The sequence below is a fragment of the Aliiglaciecola sp. NS0011-25 genome (assembly GCF_040370605.1).
Taxonomy (GTDB): Bacteria; Pseudomonadota; Gammaproteobacteria; order Enterobacterales; family Alteromonadaceae; genus Aliiglaciecola; species Aliiglaciecola lipolytica_A.
The window spans coordinates 70,747-96,570 of record NZ_BAABWR010000013.1; the positions used below are offsets into that span (position 1 = coordinate 70,747).

Annotated in this window: 15 protein-coding genes; 8 read left to right on the forward strand and 7 right to left on the reverse strand. The window is 41.7% G+C overall.

The features are described from left to right. Positions 1 to 21 precede the first annotated feature (21 nt). The 4 genes from ABWV72_RS12725 to ABWV72_RS12740 form a co-directional block, all read right to left on the reverse strand. On the reverse strand, positions 22 to 1,089 hold the full coding sequence (locus ABWV72_RS12725) for a glycoside hydrolase family 43 protein (protein WP_353370935.1): 1,068 nt from the start codon (positions 1,087 to 1,089) through the stop codon (positions 22 to 24). Between the two features lie 69 nt (positions 1,090 to 1,158). Then, the gene (locus tag ABWV72_RS12730) at positions 1,159 to 2,658 is read right to left on the reverse strand and encodes an MFS transporter (RefSeq protein WP_353370937.1); all 1,500 of its coding nucleotides are present in this window, start codon (positions 2,656 to 2,658) and stop codon (positions 1,159 to 1,161) included. A gap of 297 nt (positions 2,659 to 2,955) precedes the next feature. After that, the gene (locus tag ABWV72_RS12735; protein WP_353370939.1) at positions 2,956 to 4,620 is read right to left on the reverse strand and encodes a DUF3466 family protein; all 1,665 of its coding nucleotides are present in this window, start codon (positions 4,618 to 4,620) and stop codon (positions 2,956 to 2,958) included. Between the two features lie 132 nt (positions 4,621 to 4,752). Beyond that, a complete protein-coding gene (locus ABWV72_RS12740) occupies positions 4,753 to 6,261 on the reverse strand; it encodes a DUF4397 domain-containing protein (protein ID WP_216047110.1) in 1,509 nt (502 codons plus the stop codon). A 1,059-nt stretch (positions 6,262 to 7,320) separates the two neighbouring features. Between ABWV72_RS12740 and ABWV72_RS12745 the strand changes: the two genes are divergently transcribed. The 4 genes from ABWV72_RS12745 to ABWV72_RS12760 all read left to right on the forward strand — a co-directional run bounded on the left by ABWV72_RS12745 (position 7,321) and on the right by ABWV72_RS12760 (position 15,123). Next, entirely contained in the window at positions 7,321 to 10,149 is a 2,829-nt protein-coding gene (locus ABWV72_RS12745) for a TonB-dependent receptor plug domain-containing protein (RefSeq protein WP_353370942.1), read from the forward strand. Between the two features lie 32 nt (positions 10,150 to 10,181). Continuing rightward, the gene (locus tag ABWV72_RS12750) at positions 10,182 to 11,783 is read left to right on the forward strand and encodes a peptidase dimerization domain-containing protein (protein ID WP_216047108.1); all 1,602 of its coding nucleotides are present in this window, start codon (positions 10,182 to 10,184) and stop codon (positions 11,781 to 11,783) included. A 104-nt stretch (positions 11,784 to 11,887) separates the two neighbouring features. Then, complete coding sequence (locus tag ABWV72_RS12755; protein WP_216047107.1) at positions 11,888 to 13,495, forward strand: amidohydrolase; 1,608 nt, start codon at positions 11,888 to 11,890, stop codon at positions 13,493 to 13,495. Continuing rightward, entirely contained in the window at positions 13,495 to 15,123 is a 1,629-nt protein-coding gene (locus ABWV72_RS12760; RefSeq protein WP_252728819.1) for an amidohydrolase, read from the forward strand. Before ABWV72_RS12755 ends, ABWV72_RS12760 begins: the two co-directional genes overlap by 1 nt. A gap of 175 nt (positions 15,124 to 15,298) precedes the next feature. Here the strand turns inward: ABWV72_RS12760 and ABWV72_RS12765 are convergent, their stop codons facing one another. After that, complete coding sequence (locus tag ABWV72_RS12765; protein WP_216047106.1) at positions 15,299 to 16,153, reverse strand: LysR family transcriptional regulator; 855 nt, start codon at positions 16,151 to 16,153, stop codon at positions 15,299 to 15,301. Positions 16,154 to 16,303: 150 nt separating this feature from the next. Between ABWV72_RS12765 and glyA the strand changes: the two genes are divergently transcribed. After that, entirely contained in the window at positions 16,304 to 17,557 is a 1,254-nt protein-coding gene (gene glyA / locus ABWV72_RS12770; RefSeq protein WP_303500834.1) for a serine hydroxymethyltransferase, read from the forward strand. Between the two features lie 83 nt (positions 17,558 to 17,640). On the opposite strand, the gene ABWV72_RS12775 is transcribed toward glyA, so the two are convergent. Both ABWV72_RS12775 and ABWV72_RS12780 read right to left on the reverse strand, forming a co-directional pair. After that, a complete protein-coding gene (locus ABWV72_RS12775) occupies positions 17,641 to 19,290 on the reverse strand; it encodes a SulP family inorganic anion transporter (protein WP_353370945.1) in 1,650 nt (549 codons plus the stop codon). 19 nt (positions 19,291 to 19,309) lie between these two features. Then, the gene (locus ABWV72_RS12780) at positions 19,310 to 19,954 is read right to left on the reverse strand and encodes a carbonic anhydrase (RefSeq protein ID WP_216047103.1); all 645 of its coding nucleotides are present in this window, start codon (positions 19,952 to 19,954) and stop codon (positions 19,310 to 19,312) included. A 168-nt stretch (positions 19,955 to 20,122) separates the two neighbouring features. On the opposite strand from ABWV72_RS12780, the gene ABWV72_RS12785 reads away from it, so the two are divergent. The 3 genes from ABWV72_RS12785 to ABWV72_RS12795 all read left to right on the forward strand — a co-directional run bounded on the left by ABWV72_RS12785 (position 20,123) and on the right by ABWV72_RS12795 (position 25,730). After that, positions 20,123 to 21,064 carry a hydrogen peroxide-inducible genes activator gene (locus ABWV72_RS12785; protein WP_353370948.1) on the forward strand — a complete coding sequence of 314 codons (942 nt, stop codon included), beginning with the start codon at positions 20,123 to 20,125 and terminating at the stop codon, positions 21,062 to 21,064. A gap of 262 nt (positions 21,065 to 21,326) precedes the next feature. Then, complete coding sequence (amt, locus tag ABWV72_RS12790) at positions 21,327 to 24,371, forward strand: ammonium transporter (RefSeq protein WP_353370950.1); 3,045 nt, start codon at positions 21,327 to 21,329, stop codon at positions 24,369 to 24,371. An 87-nt stretch (positions 24,372 to 24,458) separates the two neighbouring features. After that, a complete protein-coding gene (locus ABWV72_RS12795) occupies positions 24,459 to 25,730 on the forward strand; it encodes an alanine racemase (protein WP_342804918.1) in 1,272 nt (423 codons plus the stop codon). Positions 25,731 to 25,824 lie beyond the last annotated feature (94 nt).

A 25,824-nucleotide genomic window follows, 5' to 3' on the forward strand; every position in this document is an offset into this window, starting at 1 on the left:
ACTGTTTTGTTGTTGAGAGGTTTATTCATAGGCCTGTAATGGTAGAATTTTACCTTCACTATCGTGTATTAATTCTGACATTTTTACACAGCGTAAATGGGTTTGGCCGCCTGATAAGGTACTGTCATGATAAAACAAAAACCACTTGTTGTTGTATTGCACTATGGAGTGATGATTGGTCCAACCCAATACAGGGTTGAGAATGACCCCTTGATAAGTAAATGGGCCGTAAGGGCTCTTTCCGGTGGCATAAACTATTTTATGGGTGTCGCCTGTTGAATAAGAAAAGTAATACTGCTGATTATGTTTGTGTAACCATGATGCTTCAAAAAAACGTCGTTGGTTATCGCCAGCGCGTAGTAGTTTGCCGTTTTCATCATAAATAAGTATATCCTTGGGCGATTCAGCAAGGGATAACATGTCGTCAGATAATTTGGCGACTAACGGAGCGTAAGCAGGTTGATCATCGGCAGGGTAGATATCCCTTGGATGGAATTGACCATCTCGCCAGTTTTGTAGTTGTCCTCCCCAAATTCCTCCCCAATACAAATAGTAACTACCATCGTCATCTGCAAACACCGCAGGGTCGATACTGTATGTGCCTTCAATGTAATTATCTTGCGCCGTGAAAGGGCCTGTTGGACTATCACTAACGGCAACACCAATACGAAAAATACCGTCGTACGCACGAGCCGGGAAATAAAAATAATAGCGCCCATTTTTTCTGGTTGCATCAGGTGCCCACATTTGCATTTGAGCCCAAGGCACATCCTCAACACTCAAGGCAACACCATGATCTGTCGCCTCAAAGGTATCCCTATCTAACGACAATACATGGTAGTCCCGCATAGCAAATTGTTCACCGTTATCATTTATCTCAGCGTCGGTTTGAATGTCGTGGGAGGGATAGATATAAATTTTACCATTGAATACATGGGCAGAAGGATCTGCGGTATAAATATGCTCTACTAATGGTCGGTGTTTCGGCTGTAAAGATTGAGCGCGAGCCAAATCTTGTTGCTGTTTGCTCTGCGCGTCACTCAATTCAATTTCGAGTGGACTGAGAGGCTGCTCATTGTGGTTGCTCATGAAGGCTCCAAATAGCGATACATATTCGTTTTCGATTGTATGTTGAATGACCCCGAACCGGCTATTTGACTAGCCTCGGGATAGTTTGAGATCAGCTTCGATACGCTGTTCCATCTTCTTGTTTATCTCATAGAAAAATAGGCATCCACAGCCGAGTAAGAAAGGTATGGCGGCATAGATACTCACTGCAGTTTTAATTCCATTAATTGTGTCTGGAGCTTGTACCACCAAGTCTGCGTTGTAGTGATAATAGGCCAAGATGCCTGCCACTAACGAACCGCCTATTGCCAGCCCAGCCTTGAGACCAAATAACATAGCTGAAAAGACAATTGCCGTAGCTCGACGATTATTTTTCCATTCAGAGTAATCGGCCACATCGGCAATCATTGCCCATAAAATTGGGGTGGTAATGCCGTAGAAAAAACCATGAAAAATTTGCGAGCCAAACATCAAGGCGATAGATTCTGGCGAGTAAAAATAGAAAAACAGCACGAACAACGTGGATAAAAACAATGCACAACCAAATACATCGCGTTTGCCAAATCTGTCTGCTAGTGGCTTAGAAAAACCAATTCCAATTATCATAAAAATGATGCCACAGGCGTTAAAAATACTGTTGCCTGATATTGCCGTGTCCTTAGGCCATTGGAACTCAGCCAATCCGGCATTGGTTAATAAGCTGTTTAGCCCTGCAATGAGATTGTTAAAACCGATATTCTGGTGAAATTGAGCAAGGTGGGCTTCGTCGACGTAATTTTGGAAATAATAGATATACATGCCGCCTTTAAGGGCAAGGGTAATAAAAACAAGAATAGTGAGTATCAACATAATCACCCAAGGTTTGTTTTTTAATAGATCAACAATGTCTTGTTTTATCGATGATTTTTGTTCGACTTTGGTAATGACCCTTTCTTTTGTGGTGATAAAGGTGATGAGGAAAAACACGATTCCCACAATTGAAAATATCATCATGGTATTTTCAAATCCCACCGCTTTGTCACCATCACCAAGAATAAGTACTAAAGGCAGTAACAAAACCTGAATAATAAATTGCGCGATCATAACTGCAACAAAGCGATAAGCTGACATACTATTGCGCTGTTTCATGTTGCCAGTAATGACGCCACTTAGTGCAGAATAAGGCAAGTTATTAGCGGAATAGACCAGTACTAAGGCGATGTAGGTAATAAACGCATATAACACCTTACCTTCAGGCGCAAAGTCAGGAGTTGTAAAAGCCAATAAGGCTAAGGTTCCAAAAGGGATGGATGTCCATAATATCCAAGGTCGATAACGGCCCCAGCGGGTTTGGGTTCTATCGGCAATAATTCCCATAACCGGACTGAAAAATGCGCCAATCATGCCGCCAGTGAAAATGATCATGGTTGCTGTTTGTGCTGGAATTTTGTAAACGTCGGTATAGAAAAAAGCAATAAAGGTAACAAAAGTTTGAAATATCAGGTTGGCAGCTAAGTCACCTAGGCTGTATCCAACTTTCTCTACTATCGATAATTTGTCAGCAATAGGTGCTTTGTTTAACGAGTCTTCTGTTAGGTCGATATTATTCATATTTTTATAATTCTTTTAGTTACCGCTTAACTATGGAAAGTAACAGGTAAATCAGTACCTATCTAGCGAACAACTTAAAACAGTAGGGCGAGATTAAAAAAAGTAAAAGATGTAATTAAAAAGTTAAAGATAAATGAGGTGGGAAGCTCACAGGTCTGGATAAATTAGCACTGGGAGCTTGGTTAGCACTTTTAACGTTGTTAACACTGAGTTAATTTTGCGCAAGTAATAACAGATTGTTGACGGTTATAAAGAGCCTGCTGCTTAAGGATTTAAGCCTGCAGGCTAGGGTAAGTTTTACAGTTGTTTTGTACGGAATAATCTAATTATTACCAATGGAGTAATGCTTAATAACCAGAATAAACTGCCGCCTTGGCGCTCAACTTCCGCTTCTAGCGCATCACAATTATCTATAGAGCCGCCTGAAATTGGTTCTAATTTTACCGCCACATAATGGGTGGTTTCAATTTCAGCGCCATAATCATCATAGATAATCTCGCCAGATAGATTGCGACTCGCCTCTGTTACTGTGGCTGTGGCAACAATGGTATTGTCATCGTTGATGCCGTGAACTTCTACGATGTTGTACTCGCTATTACATTCAAGCAAAGTATTTATCTCATTGAAAAGGTCATTTCGATAATCGTATAGAAAAGCGCCGGTACGACTTGTACCCGAAGTGGTGAGTTCCGAATCTCCGTATCCGATAATCATATTTTGATTATTGATATCAGTAGCATAGCTATTGGCAGTCGTATAAAAATCATCTGGGTATTCGGTGACGTCAGCATCCACATCGTGAACAAAAAACTTATTGACTAAACTGCCTTGAACTAACTTTGAAGCATAACCTACCACTATGTTGTCATTATTAATTGCCGCAGCAGAACTGGAATAAACGCTCTCATCTTGGTTAATTGTAGTGACTTCATCATCTATATAAATAGCCGCCGATGTAATAAGGGTTGTGGTATCTAAGTAGTAATCAGGGGATTCTCCCACGGCAACCCCATAATCATTGATTGCTACCGCTGTGCTGCTATATACGGTTTCATCACTGCTATCGGGTTCGATTAGCATGGGTAAAACATAAGTGTCAGTTACGCTCCCGCGTTCATCTACTTGCCATATAATTCCTCGGCGTTGTGATATTGTGGTGACGCTGCTGTTCAGTTCAATGCTCAAGCTGCGTAAACAGGATTCTTCTGGCACATCAGCACGTACTTCATCATCTGCACAGTCTTCTACACTTTGCGCAAACTCATCTGATACCAACTCAGTGGTTCCATAGCCAACAACTTGGTTACTATCATTTATGTCGAAGGCGTAACTTAGACCGCCAGCCGTGGTGTCAGGAGGAGGCAGGGCAACTGTATCGCCATCAATATAGGCAAAACCTCTGACATAAAAGTCATTTAGTACATAGGTAACATCGTCAATATCTTCATTGATATAATCGAGGGTGTAAAATCCGTCAAAACCGTATCCTACGGCATAACCAAAGTCGTTAATCCCTTGCAGATCGACAAAGGTACTATTGCTATAGTCATCGGTGGAGGAATCAATACTGTCAAAACCGTGTAACTCTTGACTGTCTGACTCGGTGGCAATAAAGCCGTTTTGTGTGGAAATTTGTTGGTATAACTGGTTCTCAGCGAAAGATTGAATATAGCTATATAGAAATGCGTAGTCATCATCATTGAAATCACCTACTTTTGCTGATTCTACGTCTGTTAAATAACTAGATAATGAATCGAAGTCGAGTAGCGATATGTCTATCGGTGGATTATATTTAGTCACTAGATTGACGGTGACCTCACCAATACTGTTAATGTCCGTGGGAGACGAATTCTCTCCTAATTCGGCTACTGGTAATTCTACTACTTTGTATTGCGCCCCATAGACCTTAATACCCAATAATAAGGAGCAAGACAGCGCTAGTACAAGTCGGATTGTTTTCATTGAATTTCCTGTTTACTGCTTTTTAGCTACGCTCACATGCAGATTTCACGCATCTCTTATGGCAGGCACAATTAAATTGTGCCTGCACTTATAAAGGAATTACGGTAATTTTACTTGCGAGGAGTTGTCAGATTACTCGTCAGATTTTTGGTTAACTAAGGTCATCTCATAACCTGAGGGCATAGACTCATTTTCTGCGAATATCAGAAATTGCTCAACACTGTCTTCATCTAATGTCATCGTTAAGCTGTCCATTATGACGTCGGTACCGTCTATAGTGGCAATGGCGAAAATATCGTAGGTATTATTGAGCAATGAAACTGAACCACTGCTGGTTTCTAAAACTGATAATTTACTTTCAGCCGTTGATATTATTTCGTCGCTCAATACAAAGTAAAAAGTCACACGGCTAAAGTCATCAGAATCAGACAAGTTAACCACTTTGATACCATGACTATAGATACTTGAGCTGTTGCTTTTGGTAATTGTGAGTGATTTTATGGTGGCTTCGTAACCGTCTACAACACCATCACTATTTTCATCGATGTCATCATCTTCGTCATCATCAATAGGATCAACTTTGCTATAAATGAAGATAGTACTGTCAGCATTTTCTTCAAGGCTTAACAAGGCATCACTAATAAAGGTGTCTTCGGTATAAGTGTCTAATACATCAAATCCGTAATCGCCATTTGCAGTGGTTGTTGAAGTACTGAATTCCCCAGTGGCTAAACCTTCTATCAATACCTCTGAATCATCATTTAATTTGACATCAATATTCATGTATCCACGATAGTTAGGTAAATAATCGGATTCATCAACACCGTTATAAAATCCAAAGGAGGCTTCTGAGTCCACATCATTTAATAGGGTCACGCCGTTGGTGCCAATGCTATCGATAGCAAAAGGTGAAGAGCCTACCCCAACGTTTTCACGTAACACGATGACATACTGGCTCACGGTGGTATACGACTGATCCGTAGAGGTATAGATAACCTCATCACTGCCAGCTTCGGTGATGTAGAAAATATATTGGTCTTGATCCATTTTTATATTTTCAGACAACTCGGTATAACTGCTACTAGTCACAAATACCGCTTCATTAAAAGTTTCATTATCTGCAGACATATATACGTCAACATATTGGTAGTCAGGGTGCAGATTTAAGAACCTAAGGTTAAACAAGTCATCGTCGTCGTCATCATCGTCATCGACTACCGCAATATCAAACTTCAGCACCTCGGGATCTCTAATATCACCAGTCATGGCAAGAAAAGTGATGCTGTCAGAATTGATACTTAATTGCTCCTGATAGACCATTTCCAAATCGCTTCGATCACTACTTTCCTCATCTTGCCAAGCTAATTCAACGTAGTAGCTTCCAGTGTCCAGCTCATTGTTCGCGCTTACCTCAGCAAATTCTACGGCGCTATAAGTAAGCTCTACTTCATCGTCATCGTCATTGTCTAAATCTTCATCCACAGTGAGGTAAACCCCAGGTGCATTAGTCGATGCATTATAGAATTTAATGTAACCGGAACTTTCGTCGTCACTGCCACAGCCTGCTAAAACGAATAACATTAAACCCAAACATACCCAAGGGTAATTCGTTAATTTAAGGGGTGTACTACTGAACTTCATGGAATCTCCACTTTAATTATTGTTAGGAAAAGTGAGGTACTGATCAAAGCGGTCATGTTTCTCACAATGGCGATTCGGACTGATTTTAATTTCATTTAGTTCAGTGCAAAGAGGCGTCTTTACAGAAACTTTACGTTGTAAATTGTTTTGTTATTGATCTGAGGAAAAACAATCAAATGTATAAAAAGACGTTTCGCTTGTTTTAACTATCGATAACTAGCAAATCGGCAAGGAATCACTGTCTGATAATTTATTTGAATAGTAAAAAGTCAATTCATCCAGCAACCTTTGTGATCATGCTTGATTCGCAACAACATTGATAATCGAATGGGCGAGTATATTGTTGTTGAGTTTCAAATTTGAATGGCAACTGTTCAATTCTCTAAATGTTACATATTCCAAATTGGTGCAACTCCAATTAGTGCCGAATAGTTATTCACTTTTAGGGGCGTTTTTAATCATATTAGGTCACCTAAAACTAGCTCTACTGCGCATTTTGTTTAGTTTTGGAGTGAATCTCGGATGGTGAGTTGTTTATTGCTTTTTGTTACTAATAAAGCATTTTTAGAAAAATTTATCATATTAAATGTCATAAATTAGGATGATTATAATTTGATATTGGGTAAAAAAGTCCGCAAATGCCTAATTAATACCCGTAATTCTATTTAATTGCATCGAAATAGTGCGAGTTCGAAATTTGCATAAATGAAGTTTATTTTTGCATAAGTTATTTTAATCAAGATTTAAAAATATTAATTTTTCTTATCTTACTTAGAGATTTCAGATAAGATTTTCTTATATGTTACAGTTTGTAAATAAGATGTTTTTATGTTTTGCAAGCCCCTGTAATCACTCGGTTTTTTTACTTGTATTTTCACTTAATTTTTAGCTTTCCCAAAATTAATCTAATAATAATTTTTTAAATCAAGGTTTTAGGTACGACTTGTGCTTTTAACTCTTTGCAACTGTAACGACGTGAAAACGCATTTATGTTTTAAGTCGCAAAAATAATTAGCAAATAAAAATAACTATTACATCCTTTGTACAGGAGAAGAACACATGAAAAGCCCCATTAAATCAAAAACGCATAGAGTCACTTATCTGGCTACATTGATTTCTAGCATGTTGGCAGTGAACACCGCTCTTGCTCAGGAAGCAGCTAGTGAATACGACAGTTTGAGTGAAGATTCCAAGTTGGAATCGATACAAATTACAGGATCACGGGTAGCAAGGGACGGTTATGATACGCCAGCACCAGTGACCATAATGACTCAAGATGACATTAATGCTTACGCTCCAGGAAGCGTGGCTGAATTCGTCAACACTTTACCTTCTGTAACTGGTAGTAGCACAGCTTCTACTTCTTCAGGCTCACTGAGTAACGGTGCTTCGGGTATCGCCGCATTGAACTTAAGAGCCTTAGGTGTGGGTCGTACCTTGGTACTATTCGACGGCCAGCGTAACGTTGTTTCTGCATCAACAGGTCAAGTTGATACGAATACCTTTCCTCAATCTTTAATTAAAAACGTTGAAGTCGTAACCGGTGGTGCTTCATCTGTTTACGGTTCTGATGCAATTAGTGGGGTTGTGAACTTTATTCTAGATAAAGAATATACAGGTTTTAAATCTCAGGCTGAATATGGTGAAACCACCTACGGCGACAGAGAAAACGGTAAAGTGGTACTTACTTATGGTACTGAATTAGCCGACGGTGCCGGCCACTTACTATTAAGTGGTGAATATTACTCAGCAAATGGCATTCACTATACGACTCGTGAGTGGGCAGAAAGAGGTTATGTTGGGATGATTAATCCTGATACTAGCGAAGGCGCTCCGTTTTATTTAGTAGATGAAAACATCGGTATTTCTAACTATACCCCCGGTGGTTTAATTGCCGATGGCCCACTTGCGGGTACTTATTTTGGTGTCGATGGCGCTGTTAATCAATTGGCTTACGGTGACGTATCTGGTCAGTGGATGCAAGGCGGTGATTGGCAATATACTTCTTCAGGTATGGTCGGAACCAATTCTTTAGCTGCCGATGAAGAGCGTAAAAACTTGTTTGGCCGCTTAAGCTATATGCTGGGTGAAACAGAAGTTTATCTTCAAGGTTCATACGCTGAATATGAAGGTTTAGCTTACTACATCAATCCTACTACTAAAGGCGTTACTATTTATGCTGACAACGCATTTTTACCAGATGCAGTAGCAAGTCAAATGGCCGACCAAGGGCTAGAAAGTTTCAGCTTAAATACCAGTAACGTTGATATGCCAGCATCGGGTGCTAACAACTTACGTGACACCACTCGAATCGTTTTAGGTGCCGACGGTGAATTTGAAATGGGCGGCAAATACTTTAGTTGGGATGCCTATTATCAATACGGTAAAACCAACACTGATGAGCACATGACTCCAACCTACAATTCTGCGCGCTTAACTCAAGCCACAGATGCTGTTGTAGATTCTGCTACTGGCGAAATTGTTTGTCGTTCTACCTTGACTGATCCAAGCGATGGTTGCGTGCCATTGAACCGCTTTGGTGTTGGTGTAGCGAGTGACGAAGCATTAGATTATGTTTTAGGTCGCCCTCGTCGTGAGCAAGAGTTTATTCAAAATGTTGCTGCGATTAACTTTAGTACTGGTGACTTTGAGGGATGGGCAGGCCCAATCTCTGTCGCTTTTGGTGCTGAGTACCGTAAAGAAGAAATGGATGGTTATGTTGAAGAACAGTATCAAACTGGCTGGAAATACGGTAACTATAAAGTCACTCAAGGCGATTACGATGTTGTTGAAGCCTATGTTGAAACATTAGTTCCAATTACCGATGATTTGGATTTTAACGGTGCAGTGCGTTATACCGATTATAGTACCTCTGGTGGCGTAACCACCTGGAAAGCAGGTTTAACCTATCAACCAATTGAAGATGCAACTATACGTTTAACCAAGTCTCGCGATATTCGTGCGCCCAACTTGAGTGAGTTATACGCTGCAGGTACTGCCCGTAGTAACTCTGTCACTATCGATGGTGCTTCTGTACCTATGATCCAGAATCTTCAAGGTAACCCAGATGTTAAGCCAGAAGAAGCTGATTCTTGGGGAGTTGGGGTGATTTTGCGTCCTAGTTTCTTAGAAAACTTCTCTGCCGCAATTGATTATTATGATGTGGAAATTGACGGTATTATCAGCTTCGTAACGGCTGATTCAACGGCTGAATACTGTGTTGAGTTTGGTGTGCAAAAATACTGTGACAACATGATTTATGATGAATCAGGAACACTACAAACGATCAACCTTTTATACGACAACCTAAACGTTATGACCGCTCGCGGTATCGATTATGACTTAACCTATTCTTTTGATTTAGGTGATTTGTCCTCAGATGCCCCAGGTAGTGTCAAACTGCGTTTCTTAGCCACTAACTACCTAGAAAATATAACTGATAACGGCGTAACTGCGATTGATTCCGCTGGTTCAAATGCTTCAAGCACACCTGATTGGAAATACCGCGCATCAGTTACTTACACATTAGAAGATATGACCTTTGATCTTACTGCTCGTGGTGTGAGTGATGGCGTATTGAGTAATGCGTACATTGAATGCGCTTCAAATTGCCCTGAGAGCATTGCGCCAAACTACACCATTAACGACAACAGCGTTGATGGCGAAGTTTACTTTGATTTATATGCAGCTAAAACCGTTACCTTTAGTAATGACGCAGAAGCTGAATTTTATCTATCGATTCGCAACATGTTTGATACCGACCCCGCGGACGTTGCTTTTCCTGCATCTCAAGGTTCAGAAAACCGCCCAGGTTATTTAGAAACAAACCGTGGTTTATATGACGTATTGGGTCGTCAGTTCAAAGTTGGCTTTAGAGTCGAAATGTAATGAACAAAAAGTTAATCAAAAAGGACAAAAGCATGTTTAAACGCACAGTTTTAAACACCGTAATTGGTTTAACCATGGCGTCTATTGTTGGGTCTGCCGCTGCTTTCGAAGATATGTCTCAGGTTGAGCGTATGGAAGCAAAAATGACACTGATTGATGCAGTAGGTGCTAAAGCTAAACAAGCGCAGGTCATGAACGACATGATCTTCAGTTTCGGAGAGCTGGGGTTTCAAGAATTTGAAACCTCTGCTTACCTGACCAAAATATTGGAAGACAATGGATTTACTATCGAACGCGGTATTTCCGGTATTCCAACTGCATGGATGGCAACCTGGGGAGATGGCGGACCTGTCATCGCTCTAGGTTCAGATATTGATGGCATTCCTAAGGCTTCTCAGAAGCCTGGGGTGGCTTATCACGATCCTATTATTGAAGGTGCTCCTGGCCATGGTGAAGGCCATAACTCAGGCCAGGTCGTTAACATCCTTGCGGCGTTAACGGTGAAGGAGTATATGGAAAAAAATGACATCGACGGCACCATTAAAATTTGGCCTGGTGTGGCTGAAGAGCAGTTAGGGACTAAAGCTTATTACGTCCGTGACGGCTACTTTAAAGATGTTGACGCAGTATTGTTTTCACATGTATCCAATAGTTTCAGCACGAGTTGGGGTGCCGGTCGTGGAAACGGTCTAGTGTCAGTGCAATATGACTTCTTTGGTGAATCAGCGCACAGTGCTGGTTCTCCTTGGCGCGGTCGCAGTGCATTGGATGCTGTAGAATTAATGAGTGTTGGGGTGAACTATCGCCGAGAGCACTTACGTTTATCACAACGTATACATTCTATTATCGTTGACGGTGGTGACCAACCCAATGTTGTGCCCTCTAAAGCAAGTATCTGGTACTTCTTTAGAGAGACAGATTTTCCACATATAAAATCCTTGTGGGAGATTGGTGACAAAATGGCGGAAGGGGCTTCTCTTATGAGTAATACCTCTTGGTCATCTACTGTGTTAGGTTCAGCCTGGCCACAGCATATGAACAAAGCCATAGCTGAAGATGCTTACGAAAATATCAAAATGGTGGGAATGCCTGATTGGTCTGCTGATGATATTGCTCTGGCTAAAGCTTTACAGTCTGAAATTGGCGTTGCGCCAGAAGGTCTGAAAACCGAACTCAATCCGTTATTAGACCCACCCGATCCTGCCAAACTTACAGGCGGTGGCTCAGATGACATTGGTGATATTTCTTGGCAAGTACCAACAATAACCTTGCGTTATCCAGCTAACATCCCTAATTTGCCGGGTCATAACTGGTCTAACTCAGTCGCTATGGCAACCCCAATCGCGCATAAAGGAATAGTGGCTGGGGCAAAAGCTCAAGCCCTAAACTTATTCGATTTGTTGACTAACAGTGCATTGATGGATGAGGCGTGGGACTACTATAAAAATGTGCAGACCAAAGAAGACAAATATACTCCTTTGTTACGTCCAGAAGATAAGCCCGCCATTCATTTAAACAAAGAAATTATGGCGACGTACAAATCTGAACTGGAAAAGTACTACTACGATCCTGACAAATACGATACCTATCTCGAACAATTAGGTATCGAATATCCTACCGTTAAAAAGCCGTAAAACAAGTCATTCATTGGCAGTGGTAACGCTGCCAATGAAAATTTTGTTCGAACAGTAGTGATCTTCATTAATCACTATTAGCAAAGGTCTCGGAGCACTTCAACATGTTAAATTTCAGTACAAAGAATTTCACCAAAAAGACAGGCATAGTATTGCTTGGCTTAATTTTTTCACAAGGCGCATTCGCCACCACTTTCACCGAAGCACAGCGCGAAGCAGCAAAAGAGCAGGTTGTCGCTGCAGTCGATAAAAACGCAAAACTTGCGCAAGTCATGAACGACATGATTTTTTCATTCGGGGAACTTGGTTTTCAAGAGTTTGAAACATCCGCTTATCTGACTAATCACTTAGCTGAACAAGGTTTTAAAATAGAAAAGGGTATTGCTGGTATTCCCACAGCATGGGTCGCGACCTGGGGTTCTGGTAAGCCCGTTATTGCATTAGGGACTGATTTGGATGGCATCCCTAAAGCTTCACAAAAACCCGGTGTGGCTTATCATGATCCTATCGTCAAAGGCGCACCCGGCCATGGCGAGGGGCACAATTCCGGCCAAGTCGTTAATATTCTTGCCGCCATGGCATTAAAAGAATACATGTCTGAAAACAATATAGAAGGCACTATTATGCTGTGGCCTGGGGTAGCTGAAGAGCAGCTTGCCACTAAAGCCTATTATGTGCGTGAAGGTTATTTCGACGATGTAGATGCGGTTCTTTACTCTCACGTTGGAAACCGTTTTGGTACCTTCTATGGCAATCCATTTTTCTCAGGTATGGTGTCAATTCAATACAATTTTTATGGCGAATCTGCCCACAGTGCTGGAGCGCCTTGGCGCGGCAGAAGTGCATTAGATGCTGTTGAGCTGATGAGCGTTGGTATTAACTATCGTCGAGAACATTTACGCATCGCACAGCGCACCCATTCTGTTGTTGTAGACGGTGGCGATCAACCAAACGTAGTGCCTTCTAAAGCAACTTCTTGGTACTATTTTAGAGAATTAGACTATCCACATGTAAAAGCACTTTGGGAAGTGGGTGATAAGATTGCCCAAGGCGCAGCGTTGATGACTAACACCACGTGGGATTCTACGGTGATGGGCACAGCATGGCCAGGTCATTACAATAAACCTATGGCAATGCGAGCGTTTGAGAATATCCAAAAAGTGGGTATGCCTGAATGGTCTGAAGCTGATATTACCCTTGCCAAATCACTGCAAAAAGAGATTGGCGCGCCAGAAACTGGTTTACCGTCAGACGTTATGCCAATCGTTGCGCCACCTGATCCTAAAACTATGACCGGTGGTGGTTCTGATGATATGGGTGACATATCTTGGGTAACCCCTTCAATGTGGTTGTCATATCCATCGAACATTCCTAATTTGCCCGGACATCATTGGTCAAATGCGGTAGCAATGGCAACGCCTATTGCTCACAAAGGTATTGTTGCCGGAGCAAAAGCCCATGCAATGACCATGATCGATTTATTCACCGACCCTGCGTTAATGGCTGAAGTGAAAGATTATTTCGATAATGTACAAACCAAAGATACTAAGTATCAATCATTTTTACGTGATACCGATGTGCCGCAAATTCATTTGAATAAAGAGATCATGAGCGAGTTTCGTGAACAGATGAGACCTTTTTATTACGATCCTGAAAAGTATGACACTTACCTAGAGCAATTAGGTATTGAATACCCAATGGTGAAAAAATAATGAAAAGTCGCTTTATCTCAAAATTTCTGAACCGCAAAACACCGACAACCTTGAGTGTGATGGCAATTTTAATTGCTGGAATCAGTCAAAGTACGGCGGCGAGTTTAAGTGACAGCGAGCGTCAAGCGGCTAAAGATCAAATTGTGGCTAAAATCGATAGCCAAGGGAAGTTAGCGCAAGTTATGAATGACACGCTATATTCCTTTGGCGAGTTGGGTTTTCAAGAGGTGGAAACCTCGGCTTACCTTACTCAGTTTCTAAGCGAACAAGGTTTTACCGTTGAAACGGGCATTTCTGATATTCCTACTGCATGGATAGCAAAGTGGGGTTCAGGGAAGCCGGTCATTGCTTTGGGGACTGATTTAGATGGCATCCCAAAAGGCTCTCAGAAGCCGGGTGTTGCTTACCATGCACCTATTGTTGATGGGGCGCCTGGTCATGGTGAAGGCCATAATTCAGGCCAAGTAGTGAATATCATTGCTGCATTGGCGCTGAAAGATTATATGACTGAACATGCAATCGAAGGCACTATTATGCTTTGGCCAGGGGTCGCTGAAGAGCAACTTGCTACCAAAGCTTATTATGTGCGTGACGGTTATTTTGATGATGTCGATGCGGTGCTTTACTCCCATGTAGGCAGTGGTTTTGGAACTTTTTATGGTGAAGTCGGCATGTCTGGCTTGGTATCTATTAAGTACAATTTTTACGGTGAATCGGCCCATAGCGCAAGTGCTCCTTGGCGAGGTAAAAGCGCTTTGGATGCAGTAGAGCTGATGAGTGTTGGTATGAATTACCGTCGAGAACATTTACGTTTGGCACAACGAATTCATGGGATTACGGTAGATGGCGGAGACCAGCCTAATGTCGTGCCTTCTAAAGCCTCAGCTTGGTACTATTTTCGTGAAATGGATTATGACCACATAAAAGCATTGTGGGAAGTGGGTGATCAGATAGCCGAGGGTGCTGCAAAAATGACTGACACCAGCTGGGATTCAGTTGTTATGGGAACGGCTTGGCCAGGTCATTTTAATAAACCTATGGCACTGCGTGCTTATGAGAATATTAAAGCAGTTGGCATGCCTCAATGGTCTGCCGATGACATTACCTTAGCAAAAGCGGTACAGATTGAAATTGGTGCCGATGCTGTGGGGTTGCCTAACAACATAATGCCGATTCGCGAGCCCATCAAACCCAGAGTACCGACCGGTGGCCCATCTGATGATGTAGGTGATGTCTCTTGGAGTGTACCTACAATCTTTATGTTGTATCCATCTAATATTCCTAATTTGCCAGGTCATCATTGGTCTAATGCCGTGTCGATGGCTACGCCAATCGCTCATAAAGGTATTATTGCAGGAGCGAAAGCCCACGGGATGACCATGATCGATCTATTTACTGATCCGCAGTTAATGAAAGAGGTGTCTGACTACTTTACCGATGTACAAACGAAAGAGGTTAAATACCAGTCGCTACTGCGCAAAGATGACAAACCGCAAACTCAGCTAAACGAGGAGATTATGCAGCGTTATCGAGCGAAAATGCGGGCTTATTACTATGATGCGGATAAATATGAAACTTATATGGACCAGCTTGGTGTGAAATATCCAACCGTTAAAGCTAAACCCTAGTTAGGTCTGATAGGAAAGTGTGGTAGATAAATAATAATAGCAATTTGTGTTCGTGTGTGTGCTCCCTAGAGCAATTTCCAGCACCCAAGGTTTACCTTGAGGTGCTGTTTTTTTAGATAATTACTTTTAATCTGCGATCATCATCAACTTTCATCAAGCTAAATACTCAGTTTGTTTAAATCGCCAATTGTGCAACCATATCTTTGGCCAGTAACTCAATGGCTTCGGAGCGCACTTTCTGTGGATTCAACAAGCATACGCCAATGTAACCTAAATCAGGTAAATCGGCTTGCGGTGGCAACACAAAAAGGCCGGGTGGCACTGTGCTTCTTGCTAATACTGTGATACCTAAATCTTCGTTAATTGCCGCCTGAATACCGTTTAAATCGGAGATGGTATACACAATTTGCCACTGTTTTTTGCACTTGCCTAAAACATTCGTTGCCCGTTTGCGATAAATGCAAGGGGCGGGGGCTGCAATAAGCGGAAGTTTATTTGGCACTTTATTAACGTATCTTTGGCTGCCCACCCAAACTAACTGATCGGTAATGATAAAACCTTCCTGATCAGGATCGGGTTGTTCCTGTAGGGATAATATTAGATCAAATTGACTTTTAAGGGGCTCACAAACCAAGTCTTTGCTTAGCGCACAATGCACTTCTAAGGAGACTTCCGGGTAAGTGTGGGTAAATCGGCGAATTATCTTAGGCATCAAAGTTGTGGAGAACTCACTTGGAATTCCCAATTTGATGTTTCCGCTGACTTGCGGTTTACCAAATTCGGCCATTGCCTGATCATTTAGCATAAGTATTTTCATGCCAAATTCTAATAGCTTACTGCCGGCTAACGTTAGGGTAAGTCGATTCCCTTCACGCAAAAAAAGTTTTTCACCAACAACTTCTTCAAGTTTTTTTATCTGCAAACTGATAGCAGGTTGCGTGCGTTTAAGCCGCTCTGCGCACATGGTATAGCTGCCTGTTTGCGCAATAGTCACAAATGAACGTAGAAAATCGATAGATAAATTTTTCATGGCTTCACTCCTGTAAAGTGGGGTGGCATTTTTTTAGTTTATGCCTTATTAAAGCCATATTAAAATCTTATGAGCTCATATTTATTATTAATTTTATTTATTGCCTGTGTAGTTCTAGCATAGAGTTTCTGGAAAGGCAATGGACATATAATGATGCAACTAAATAACCCGTTAAAAGCTGTAGACCCTGAGATTTTCGATGTAATCGAAGATGAAGAAAAACGACAAGAAGCGCATATCGAATTGATAGCTTCAGAAAACTATACAAGTAAAGCGGTGATGGAAGCACAAGGTAGCGTGTTAACCAATAAATATGCTGAAGGCTATCCTGGCAAACGTTATTACGGTGGATGTGAATTTGCCGACAAAGCGGAAACGTTAGCAATCGAGCGTGCTAAACAACTATTTGCAGCAGACTACGCGAATGTACAACCGCATTCTGGTTCGCAAGCAAATGCCGCTGTTTACATGGCACTACTTAAGCCCGGCGATACAATTTTAGGTTTAAGTCTGGATCACGGTGGTCATTTGACCCACGGTGCAAAACCGAATTTTTCTGGAAAGTTATATAACGCGATCCAATATGGTTTAAATACCGACAGCGGTGAAATTGACTATCAACAAGTGGCTGAATTGGCGCAAGAGCATCAACCTAAAATGATTGTTGCAGGATTTTCTGCTTATTCCCGTGTGGTTGACTGGCAGAAATTTAAAGATATCGCACAAAGCGTTGGTGCCTACTTGTTTGTAGACATGGCCCATGTGGCAGGTTTGGTTGCAGCGGGTCTGTATCCTAATCCTGTGCCAATCGCAGACGTAGTTACTACTACTACTCATAAAACCCTTCGTGGCCCCCGTGGTGGCTTAATAGTGTGTAAGTCAAACCCTGAACTGGAAAAGAAGTTTAACTCTTTAATTTTCCCCGGTATTCAAGGTGGCCCATTAATGCACGTAATTGCCGCAAAAGCAGTGGCGTTCAAAGAAGCGTTAGCCCCTGAATTTACGACTTACCAACAACAAGTGATTGATAATGCGCGGGCGATGGCGGATGTTTTCTTAAAGCGTGGTTATGGTGTGGTTTCTGGTGGCACTGACAATCATTTATTTTTAGTGGATTTAATTGCCCGAGGAATGACAGGAAAAGAAGCTGACGCGTTGCTTGGTTCGGTGAACATAACCGTTAACAAAAATACCGTGCCCAATGATCCACAATCACCTTTTGTGACCAGTGGAATTCGCATTGGTACGCCGGCAGTGACCTCTAGAGGGTTTAAAGTTGAGCACGTAACCGATTTGGCAAATTGGATATGTGATTTATTAGATAATCCTGAAGACGCTAGCATAAGCGAAAAAGTTAAGGCTAACGTTGCTCAACTTACCGCTAAATTTCCGGTATACGGATAAACAAAAAAAGCGCTGGATCCAAAGGATGCAGCGCTTTTCTATTATTTACCTTTAAGGTTAAGTCTAATTATCCTGCTGTCAGCCTATTGAGCTCCTGCTAACTTTGTAGAATTAGATAACGCTTTAGGTGAGTTGGGGTCTTTATTAATAATTTCGACTGCATATTCCAATGCGCCCAGCAAATTATCAAAAGACTCAACGTCTGTTTGCGCGGCATTAATTCCTTTCAACACCTTTTTAATCGCATCATTAGCACCACAAATAATCAACTTTCTACCAGCACTTTTAGCATCGGTGGCAACCGTTTCAACTGCCATCCCAGCTGATACATCAACTGTGGGGACTCGGGTAAAGTCCATGATTAATACCTGTGAACCTGGTTTTACTTTGTCACGCACATGGTGTCCAACATCGGCCGCAGCACCAAAGCTAAGCGGTCCGCCGAAACTAAAGATACTTACTCTACCGTCAGCTTGTGTAAGTAGCGCATTTTCTTTAGGGTCGTTCAGCGTGTCGGGGATTTTCTTTAAATCTTCGATCTGTATTTGAGCGATTTGACGAACAAATGCCAATGCCGCCAATACAACTCCCACACCCACAGCTGTGACAAGGTCAACAAATACAGTTAGGCCCAATACAAGAATCATCAATGCAAAGTCCCAACGAGGACCATTATGAGCTCGTTTTAGGTAACTCCAATCAATAATATCCAGACCTACTTTCACCAATAACCCAGCTAAAACTGCATGGGGGATACTCGCGGCAAGTGGGCTTAATCCTAGCACTACAGCAAGTAATACAAGGGAGTGAACCATCCCAGAGATTCGGGTTTTACCACCGGTTCTGATATTTACAACAGTACGCATTGTTGCGCCAGCACCAGCAATACCACCAATTAAGCCAGCAACCGTATTACCTATACCTTGACCAATAAGTTCTTTTTTACTGTCATGGCGAGTACGAGTCATGTTGTCAGCCACCAAAGAGGTTAACAAGCTGTCTATGGCCCCCAAAATAGCAAGTATGAAAGCGGCTTCTAAGATTAGAAAGAATTGGCTTTGTTCGTAAACCGGCAGATGCAAACTCGGTAGTCCGGTAGGGATATTACCTAGTGCTGGTACGTTGGAAAAAGCAAAGCTTGCTAGCGTTCCAATTACCAGTGCCGCTAATGGTCCAGGTATGTATTTACCTAAAGTTGGCGGCCATTTGTAAGCGATGAGTAAGGTACCTATACCTAATATCAAAGTGGCAATGTTAATGTCTGCCAAAGCTGTCGGAATATAGCTTAATGCACCAATAGTCCCGCTTGGAGGCTCATGCCCCAACAGTCGACCGAGTTGGAGAATAATAATAATTGCGCCAATTCCAGTCATAAAACCAGAAATTACCGGGTAGGGAACCAATCGAATGTATTGACCGACCCCTAATAAACCAAACACAATTTGGAAAAGGCCAGCTAACATAACAGCCGTAAAAATTAACGCAGCATCACCAGATAAACTGGCAAAAAGACCCGCTAACACTACTACCATCGGACCCGTTGGACCTGATATTTGTGAAGGTGTTCCGCCAAACAGGGCGGCAAAAAAGCCTAAGGCAATAGCACCATAAAGGCCTGCCATTGGCCCTAAACCTGAGGCGACACCTAAGGCTAAAGCTAGTGGAAGAGCAACAATACCAGCGGTAAGACCGCCGGTAATATCACCCTTCAAATTGGATAAATCTAGTTTCATATAAGTACCTTGTATGTCTTTACGCTATAGACAATTTGGCTTCGGTTTGTGTCTGGCCCAATGGTGTAAACTTAGCGCTTTGTGGATCATAACTAAGGACTTGACCGCTTTCGATATTGTAAACCCAGCCGTGCAGTTTCACTTGACCGGTGGCTAACTTGGCCGCAACAGATGGGTGAGTACGAAGATGTTGTAATTGTTGTACTACATTCTCTTCAGTTAACTTTTCCAAATGGTCCATACATAGGCTGCCATATTTTTCTTTGACTATTTCCGACGCACAGCGACTATGGGATAACCATTCTTTTACGTGGGGTAATCCATCAAGTTTTTCAGGGTACAAAGCACCTTTCATTGCGCCACAATCAGAGTGTCCACAGACGATAATATGTGAAACACCTAACGCTGCTACTGCAAATTCAATGGATGCGGTTATTCCGCCGGTGACATTGCTGTGAGGAGGGACAATGTTGCCCGCATTACGACAAATGAAAAGTTCACCAGGTTCAGTTTGAGTTAATAGATTTGGATCAATGCGCGAATCGGCGCAGGTAATAAATAATACTTCAGGGTTTTGCCCATTCGCTAACTTTTTAAAAGTTGCTTTCTTATCAGGAAAGACTTCTTTTTGAAATTTAGCAACACCAGAAATTACGTGGTCCATGAAAGTCACTCCTATAAAATGTTTAAAAATACTTGTTACGAATCGAACAACGTTTTTAGTTTTACCTGATAGTCAGATAGAAGTATACTTGTTGTCGCGATAGCTTTTTGCTATCAGGGGTCTCTAAGAGAACTCCATGAGAACTCATTAATACCAACAGGTTACAAAATGACTACAGACAATAAATATCCCTCCATAAATCAACTAAAATACTTTGTGGCAGTCGCCAAAAGTTTGAGTTTTCGACGCGCTGCACAATCGTTGGGAATCAGTCAACCTACTTTAACTACACAAGTTCAAGCCCTTGAAAAAAACATGAACTTGAGTTTATTTGAACGCAATCGAAGCGGCACTTTACTGACCCCTCAGGGGAATACTTTACTTGCGCTTGCAGAAGAGGTTTTACGCGCAGGTCAACGTTTTAACGACACTGCACGTGAACTCATTGATGGAGCCTCAACTACCTATCGCTTGGGCGTTCCGCCTACGTTGGGACCCTATTTGTTACCATTTGTATTGCCTGAATTACATCGGCGTTTTAGTCAATTAAAATTCTACGTGCGAGAAGAGTTTCCGCAACAGTTGGAAGAAGGTTTACTTAACGGTCAATACGACCTAATTATATCACCGTCAACTCATGAATCCACGCAATTCATCGTTTCTGAGCTATTTACAGAACCGCTAAAGTTGGTCATGCCTGGAGATCATCCTTTGGCAGGTCAAGAGTTTGTAAAACCCTCTGATGTGCAAGGTGAAAAGGTGCTGACGTTAGAAGGTCACCATCACTTCCATCATCAAGTTCAAACTATTTGTGCTCAAATTGGTGCACAGATGTATCGGGATTACGAGGGCACAAGTTTAGATACGCTCAGACAAATGGTCGTGATGGGAGTGGGTGTCGCTTTTTTACCTGGGCTATATGTGCACTCTGAATTACATCGTCCAAATGAACTTCATGTGTGTGAGTTGTTAGACACGCCAATTACTCGTGTGCAACATTTTATCTGGCGAAATACCGCGCCAGGTCGGGTATTCTTTCGCGAACTTGGGCAATTTTTTAGAGAGATTGTTGCTGAAAAACTCGCCAATGCGGTCTACGTCAAAAAGTGACAGTATTGGCTAACTTGGCAGTCTTCAAAAATTACCTGTTCAGTCAGTTTTCGATAATCTTAAAATACGTGAAATTCTCTCGCATCTTGTTGCGCACTAATTTGGATGTAATGCACAAAACTTGAACACTGGTTGCACAGTTTTGGTGGTGTATTGCAGTTTAACCGCATTAAATGGGACTTTGCTAAGGGAATATAGCGGGAATAGTTCTTGCAAAAGCGACCGTTTACTAACTGAAATATACTACTTTTAGGGTCATCGGTTGTCTGATAATTTTTGGCTGCTCTTGTCAGCGATGTTTGTGTTTTTAATGCAAGCAGGATTTTTGTGTCTAGAAAGCGGCAGAACGCGCAGCAAAAATAGTATAAATGTCGCTGCAAAAAATATTGGTGACTTCATTGTATCCGCTAGTATTTTTTGGTTGTTTGGCTTTGGTATTATGTTTGGTCCAAGTCTAGGGGGATGGGCTGGAACTGGCGACTTTGCTTTTGGCGAGGGGAATACTTCTTTTCAAATCACCTTCTTCTTATTTCAAATGATGTTCTGTAGCACCGCAGCGACTTTAACTTCTGGTGCTATTGCTGAGCGCGCTCGGTTTTCCAGCTATATGTATATCACGTTGATTTTAAGCGGGCTAATTTACCCTTTTGTAGGGCATTGGGCTTGGGCTGGTGTATACAATCCTGATAATCGAGGCTGGCTTGAATCTTTGGGATTTGTGGATTTTGCTGGCTCAACGGTGGTGCATTCGGTAGGTGGGTGGGTCGCTTTGGCCAGCGTCTTAATTGTTGGGCCAAGAATCGACAGGTTTAAAGCAAATAGCAAATTTCCTTCAGGTAGCAATTTACCTTTGGCTGCCATGGGAACCTTACTTATTTGGTTTGGATGGTTTGGGTTCAATGGCGGCAGTACTTTGAAATTTGATGAGCAAGTTCCTTATATCATTCTGAACACCTGTCTTGCTGCTATGTGGGGTGGGTTAACAGCCACATTTATTCATTTGCGAACCAAAAAATATGTGGATATGGGGGCGAGCTTAAATGGCATTATTGCCGGTTTAGTCGCGATAACGGCGAGTTGTCATGCGGTAGCACCTGTGGACGCCGCAATAATAGGTGTTGTAGCAGGTATAGTCGTGCATTACGGTTCTAAATTAATGGACTTGCTTAAAGTTGATGATGCCTTAAACGTTATTCCTACTCACCTATTTGCCGGCATTTGGGGAACTCTGGCGGTCGCCTTTTTTGGCGAACAAGCTAAGTTAGGTACTGGCTTATCATTTATGTCGCAGCTCACAATTCAACTTTTGGGGGTAGTGGTGATTGGCTTATTTAGTTTTTTAAGCTGTTATTTCATACTCTTAATTTTGAATAAAATATCGCCATTAAGAGTAACCAGAGAACATGAACTTAGTGGCCTGAATATCAGTGAACATAAAGCTTCCACTGAATTAATAGACTTGCTGGATGATATGCAAAATCATCAAAATAAAGGCGATTTCACCCTTCAAGTAAAAGAAGAGCCATTTACTGAAGTAGGTCAAATAGCGCGCAAATATAACGAAGTCATCAGTAAAGTGTCAAAAGAGATGACCCAGCGTGAAAAGGCAATAAATCAGTTTAAAATAAGTGAAAGGCGTAAGAGTGCCATTCTAGATTCATCAATGGATTGTATTGTCTCTATTGACTGGCAGGGAAACATTATTGAGTTTAACCCTGCAGCAGAGAGAACATTTGGCTGCTTGAAAGCCGAAGTCATGGGGCAAAGTTTTATTAATAGTTTTGCGCTAGATAAAGATATAGTGGAGTTTAGTGAGAGCTTAAAACTGCAGTTTGTCTCAGCGAATGGCTTAGTACTTAACCGGCGCAGTGAAATAGAGTTAAAGCGTGCCGCAGGGCAAACGTTTCCCGCTGAAGTGACTATTACAAGTAGTAAATTAAATAATAGTCTTATTAATGAATTTACTCTGCATATAAGAGACGTCACCAAACAACAAAAAATTCAAGCTAGATTAAATTTTTTGGCATATCACGACCCGTTAACCCATTTATCTAATCGCACCCATTTGATCACTGAATTAAATTACCAAGTGGCAAAAGCGAAAAAACACATGGGGGTTATTGCGCTATTCTTTTTAGATTTGGATAAATTTAAAAAGATTAACGATACCTTGGGGCACAAAGCCGGTGACTACCTATTGTGTCAGGTGGCCAATCGCTTAAAAGAAATTTGTCGTGAGGAAGATATTATTGCGCGCCTTGGTGGTGACGAATTTATCGTGGTTATGACCGGGGAGCTGAATCAACAATTAATCACTGAAAAAGCGCAGCGAATTCTGTCTATCATGCGAGAACCCATTACCTTGAATGGTAAAAACTATCAAATTGCCACTAGTGTTGGTGTTGCAGTATCTACCAACGGCGAACTGGGCACAGAGGAATTAATCCAAAGAGCGGATATTGCCATGTACAACGCAAAATTTTATGGCCGTGATAATTTCAAGTTGTACACTGAAAAAATGGGACAAAAAGCACAACAAGAGATGAGCTTTGAAAGAAAAATTGGACAAGCCATCGAACAAGATGAATTCAGTGTTGTTTATCAGCCGAAAGTTAAAGCAGATGGTGAGATATTATCATTAGAAGCCTTGATTCGATGGCAGCAAAAAGGTTCGGATGAAATATCCCCGAACGAATTTATCCCGATTGCCGAACAAAGTAATTTGATTGTGCAAATTGGTGAAATTATGATGACTAAAGTCCTTGAACAACTACGTTATTGGCTCGACCATAATTCGAATGTGGTGCCTGTTGCTATCAATATCTCAGGTCGCCAATTAGTTGCTGAGGATTTTATTCGTCACATTAAACAACTGCTAAAGCAGTTTTCAATACCCGGTGAACTGCTCGAATTTGAAATTACTGAAGGTATCTTGATTCAAGATATACAGAGTTGCATCGCCATTTTGCAGGAATTAAAAGGCCTTCACATTAAAGTCTCCATTGACGATTTTGGCACAGGATATTCTTCCCTAAGCTACCTCAAAAAATTGCCGCTAGATATTCTGAAAATAGACCGCTCTTTTGTCCATGAGTGTGACTCTAAAACCGAAGACGCAGAGATTTGCGCTACCATTATTAATTTAGCCAAAAGCCTAAATTTGATGACGGTTGCCGAAGGGGTAGAAACGCATTCTCAATTTAACACTTTGCAAAATATGGGCTGCGATCTATACCAAGGGTATCTATTCCATCAACCTCAAGGGGCAGATGCTGTATTTGAATTATTAAATTCCCAGTTGAACTGACCTTGATTAACATCTATAGAACTTAAACATAGAATAATTACTCACCCTTAACATTCATTTAGTAACGTTGAAATTCAAAGGACGCTAATGGACTCTTACCAACCGAAACCGCTATTTAAGGGAATACCTTTTCACGCACAACAGTTTAGTCGTGAACAAATAGCCAATGCAGGCTGGAATATTCTGCAAGAAGATTTGCCTCTGCCTTGTGCAATAATTAAAAAACATGCGTTGCTACAAAATAGTCTGCGGATGAATCAATGGCTTGAGCGCAACGATTTGTTGCTTGCTCCACATATCAAAACGACCATGAGTCCTGAGTTGATTTTTGAGCAGTTAGCCGATGGTGTATGGGGTTTAACGGTGGCAAACGTGACCAATTCAAGGTTAGCTGCACAGATGGGGGCCAAACATATAATATTTGCCAATCAGTTAGTTGGCCGAGCAAATATCAAAGAGGTTGAGTTACTACTGGCAGAATACCCTGATTTAATTATGTACCTTTTTATCGATTCTTTAGATGCTTTCGAATTGTTAAAAGCGGCGAATATAAAAAACCGTGGTCGGCTAAAATTACTAATCGAATTAGGGGCTTATGGTGGACGGTGCGGCGTACGAGAAGCCGCTACGGCTAAAACGTTAATCGAGGCCATTTACACTAATCAATGGGAAATTGCCGGCTTCAGCGCGTATGAAGCCGTTTTTGAGGGCTCTGATGAGCAAAAACAAAGTAGCGTTCAGGACTTTTTGAGCTTACTTGATAGCACCATCTGTGCATTTATAGAACAGCAAACCATAGTGCCTGCGCAGTCGTTGATTATCAGTATTGGTGGTTCTGAATACTACGATATGTGTGCGCTAACATTTGCCCGTTTGCAACACGAGTATGACGCAAAAATTGTGCTTAGAAGTGGGTGTTACTTATTCAGTGACTCTGGCGTCTACGAAAAGGCCTCCATGGCTATTGATGACAGGTTAGGCAGCGCGCAACTGACTTTGCCTGCTTCTGAGTCGGCAATTGAAGTTTGGTGTTATGTGTTGTCTCAACCAGAACCCGGAGTCGTTATTTTAGGTGCAGGCAAACGAGATTTTTCCTATGACAAAGGATTGCCAAAACCCTTGTATGCCAAATCGAAATTGACTGCGAAGATAACCCCTATTGATCACACAAATTACCAAATAACCCGAATTAATGATCAACATTGTTTTTTAAAGGTACCTATTGATGACAGTTTAGCGCCCGGAGATATGGTTGCTGTTGGCATTTCTCACCCATGTACCACCTTCGATAAATGGCGAAAAATGTTAATAGTTGATGGGCAGTATAACGTTATTGATGCCATCCAAGCTTGGTTCTAAAAAATAGAATCTAGACTTCGTTTTTATCAAATGTACTAATTTTCACCGAGTTTTTATCCTAGCACTCTATTGGGGCTTCCCATGTTGTAGATAA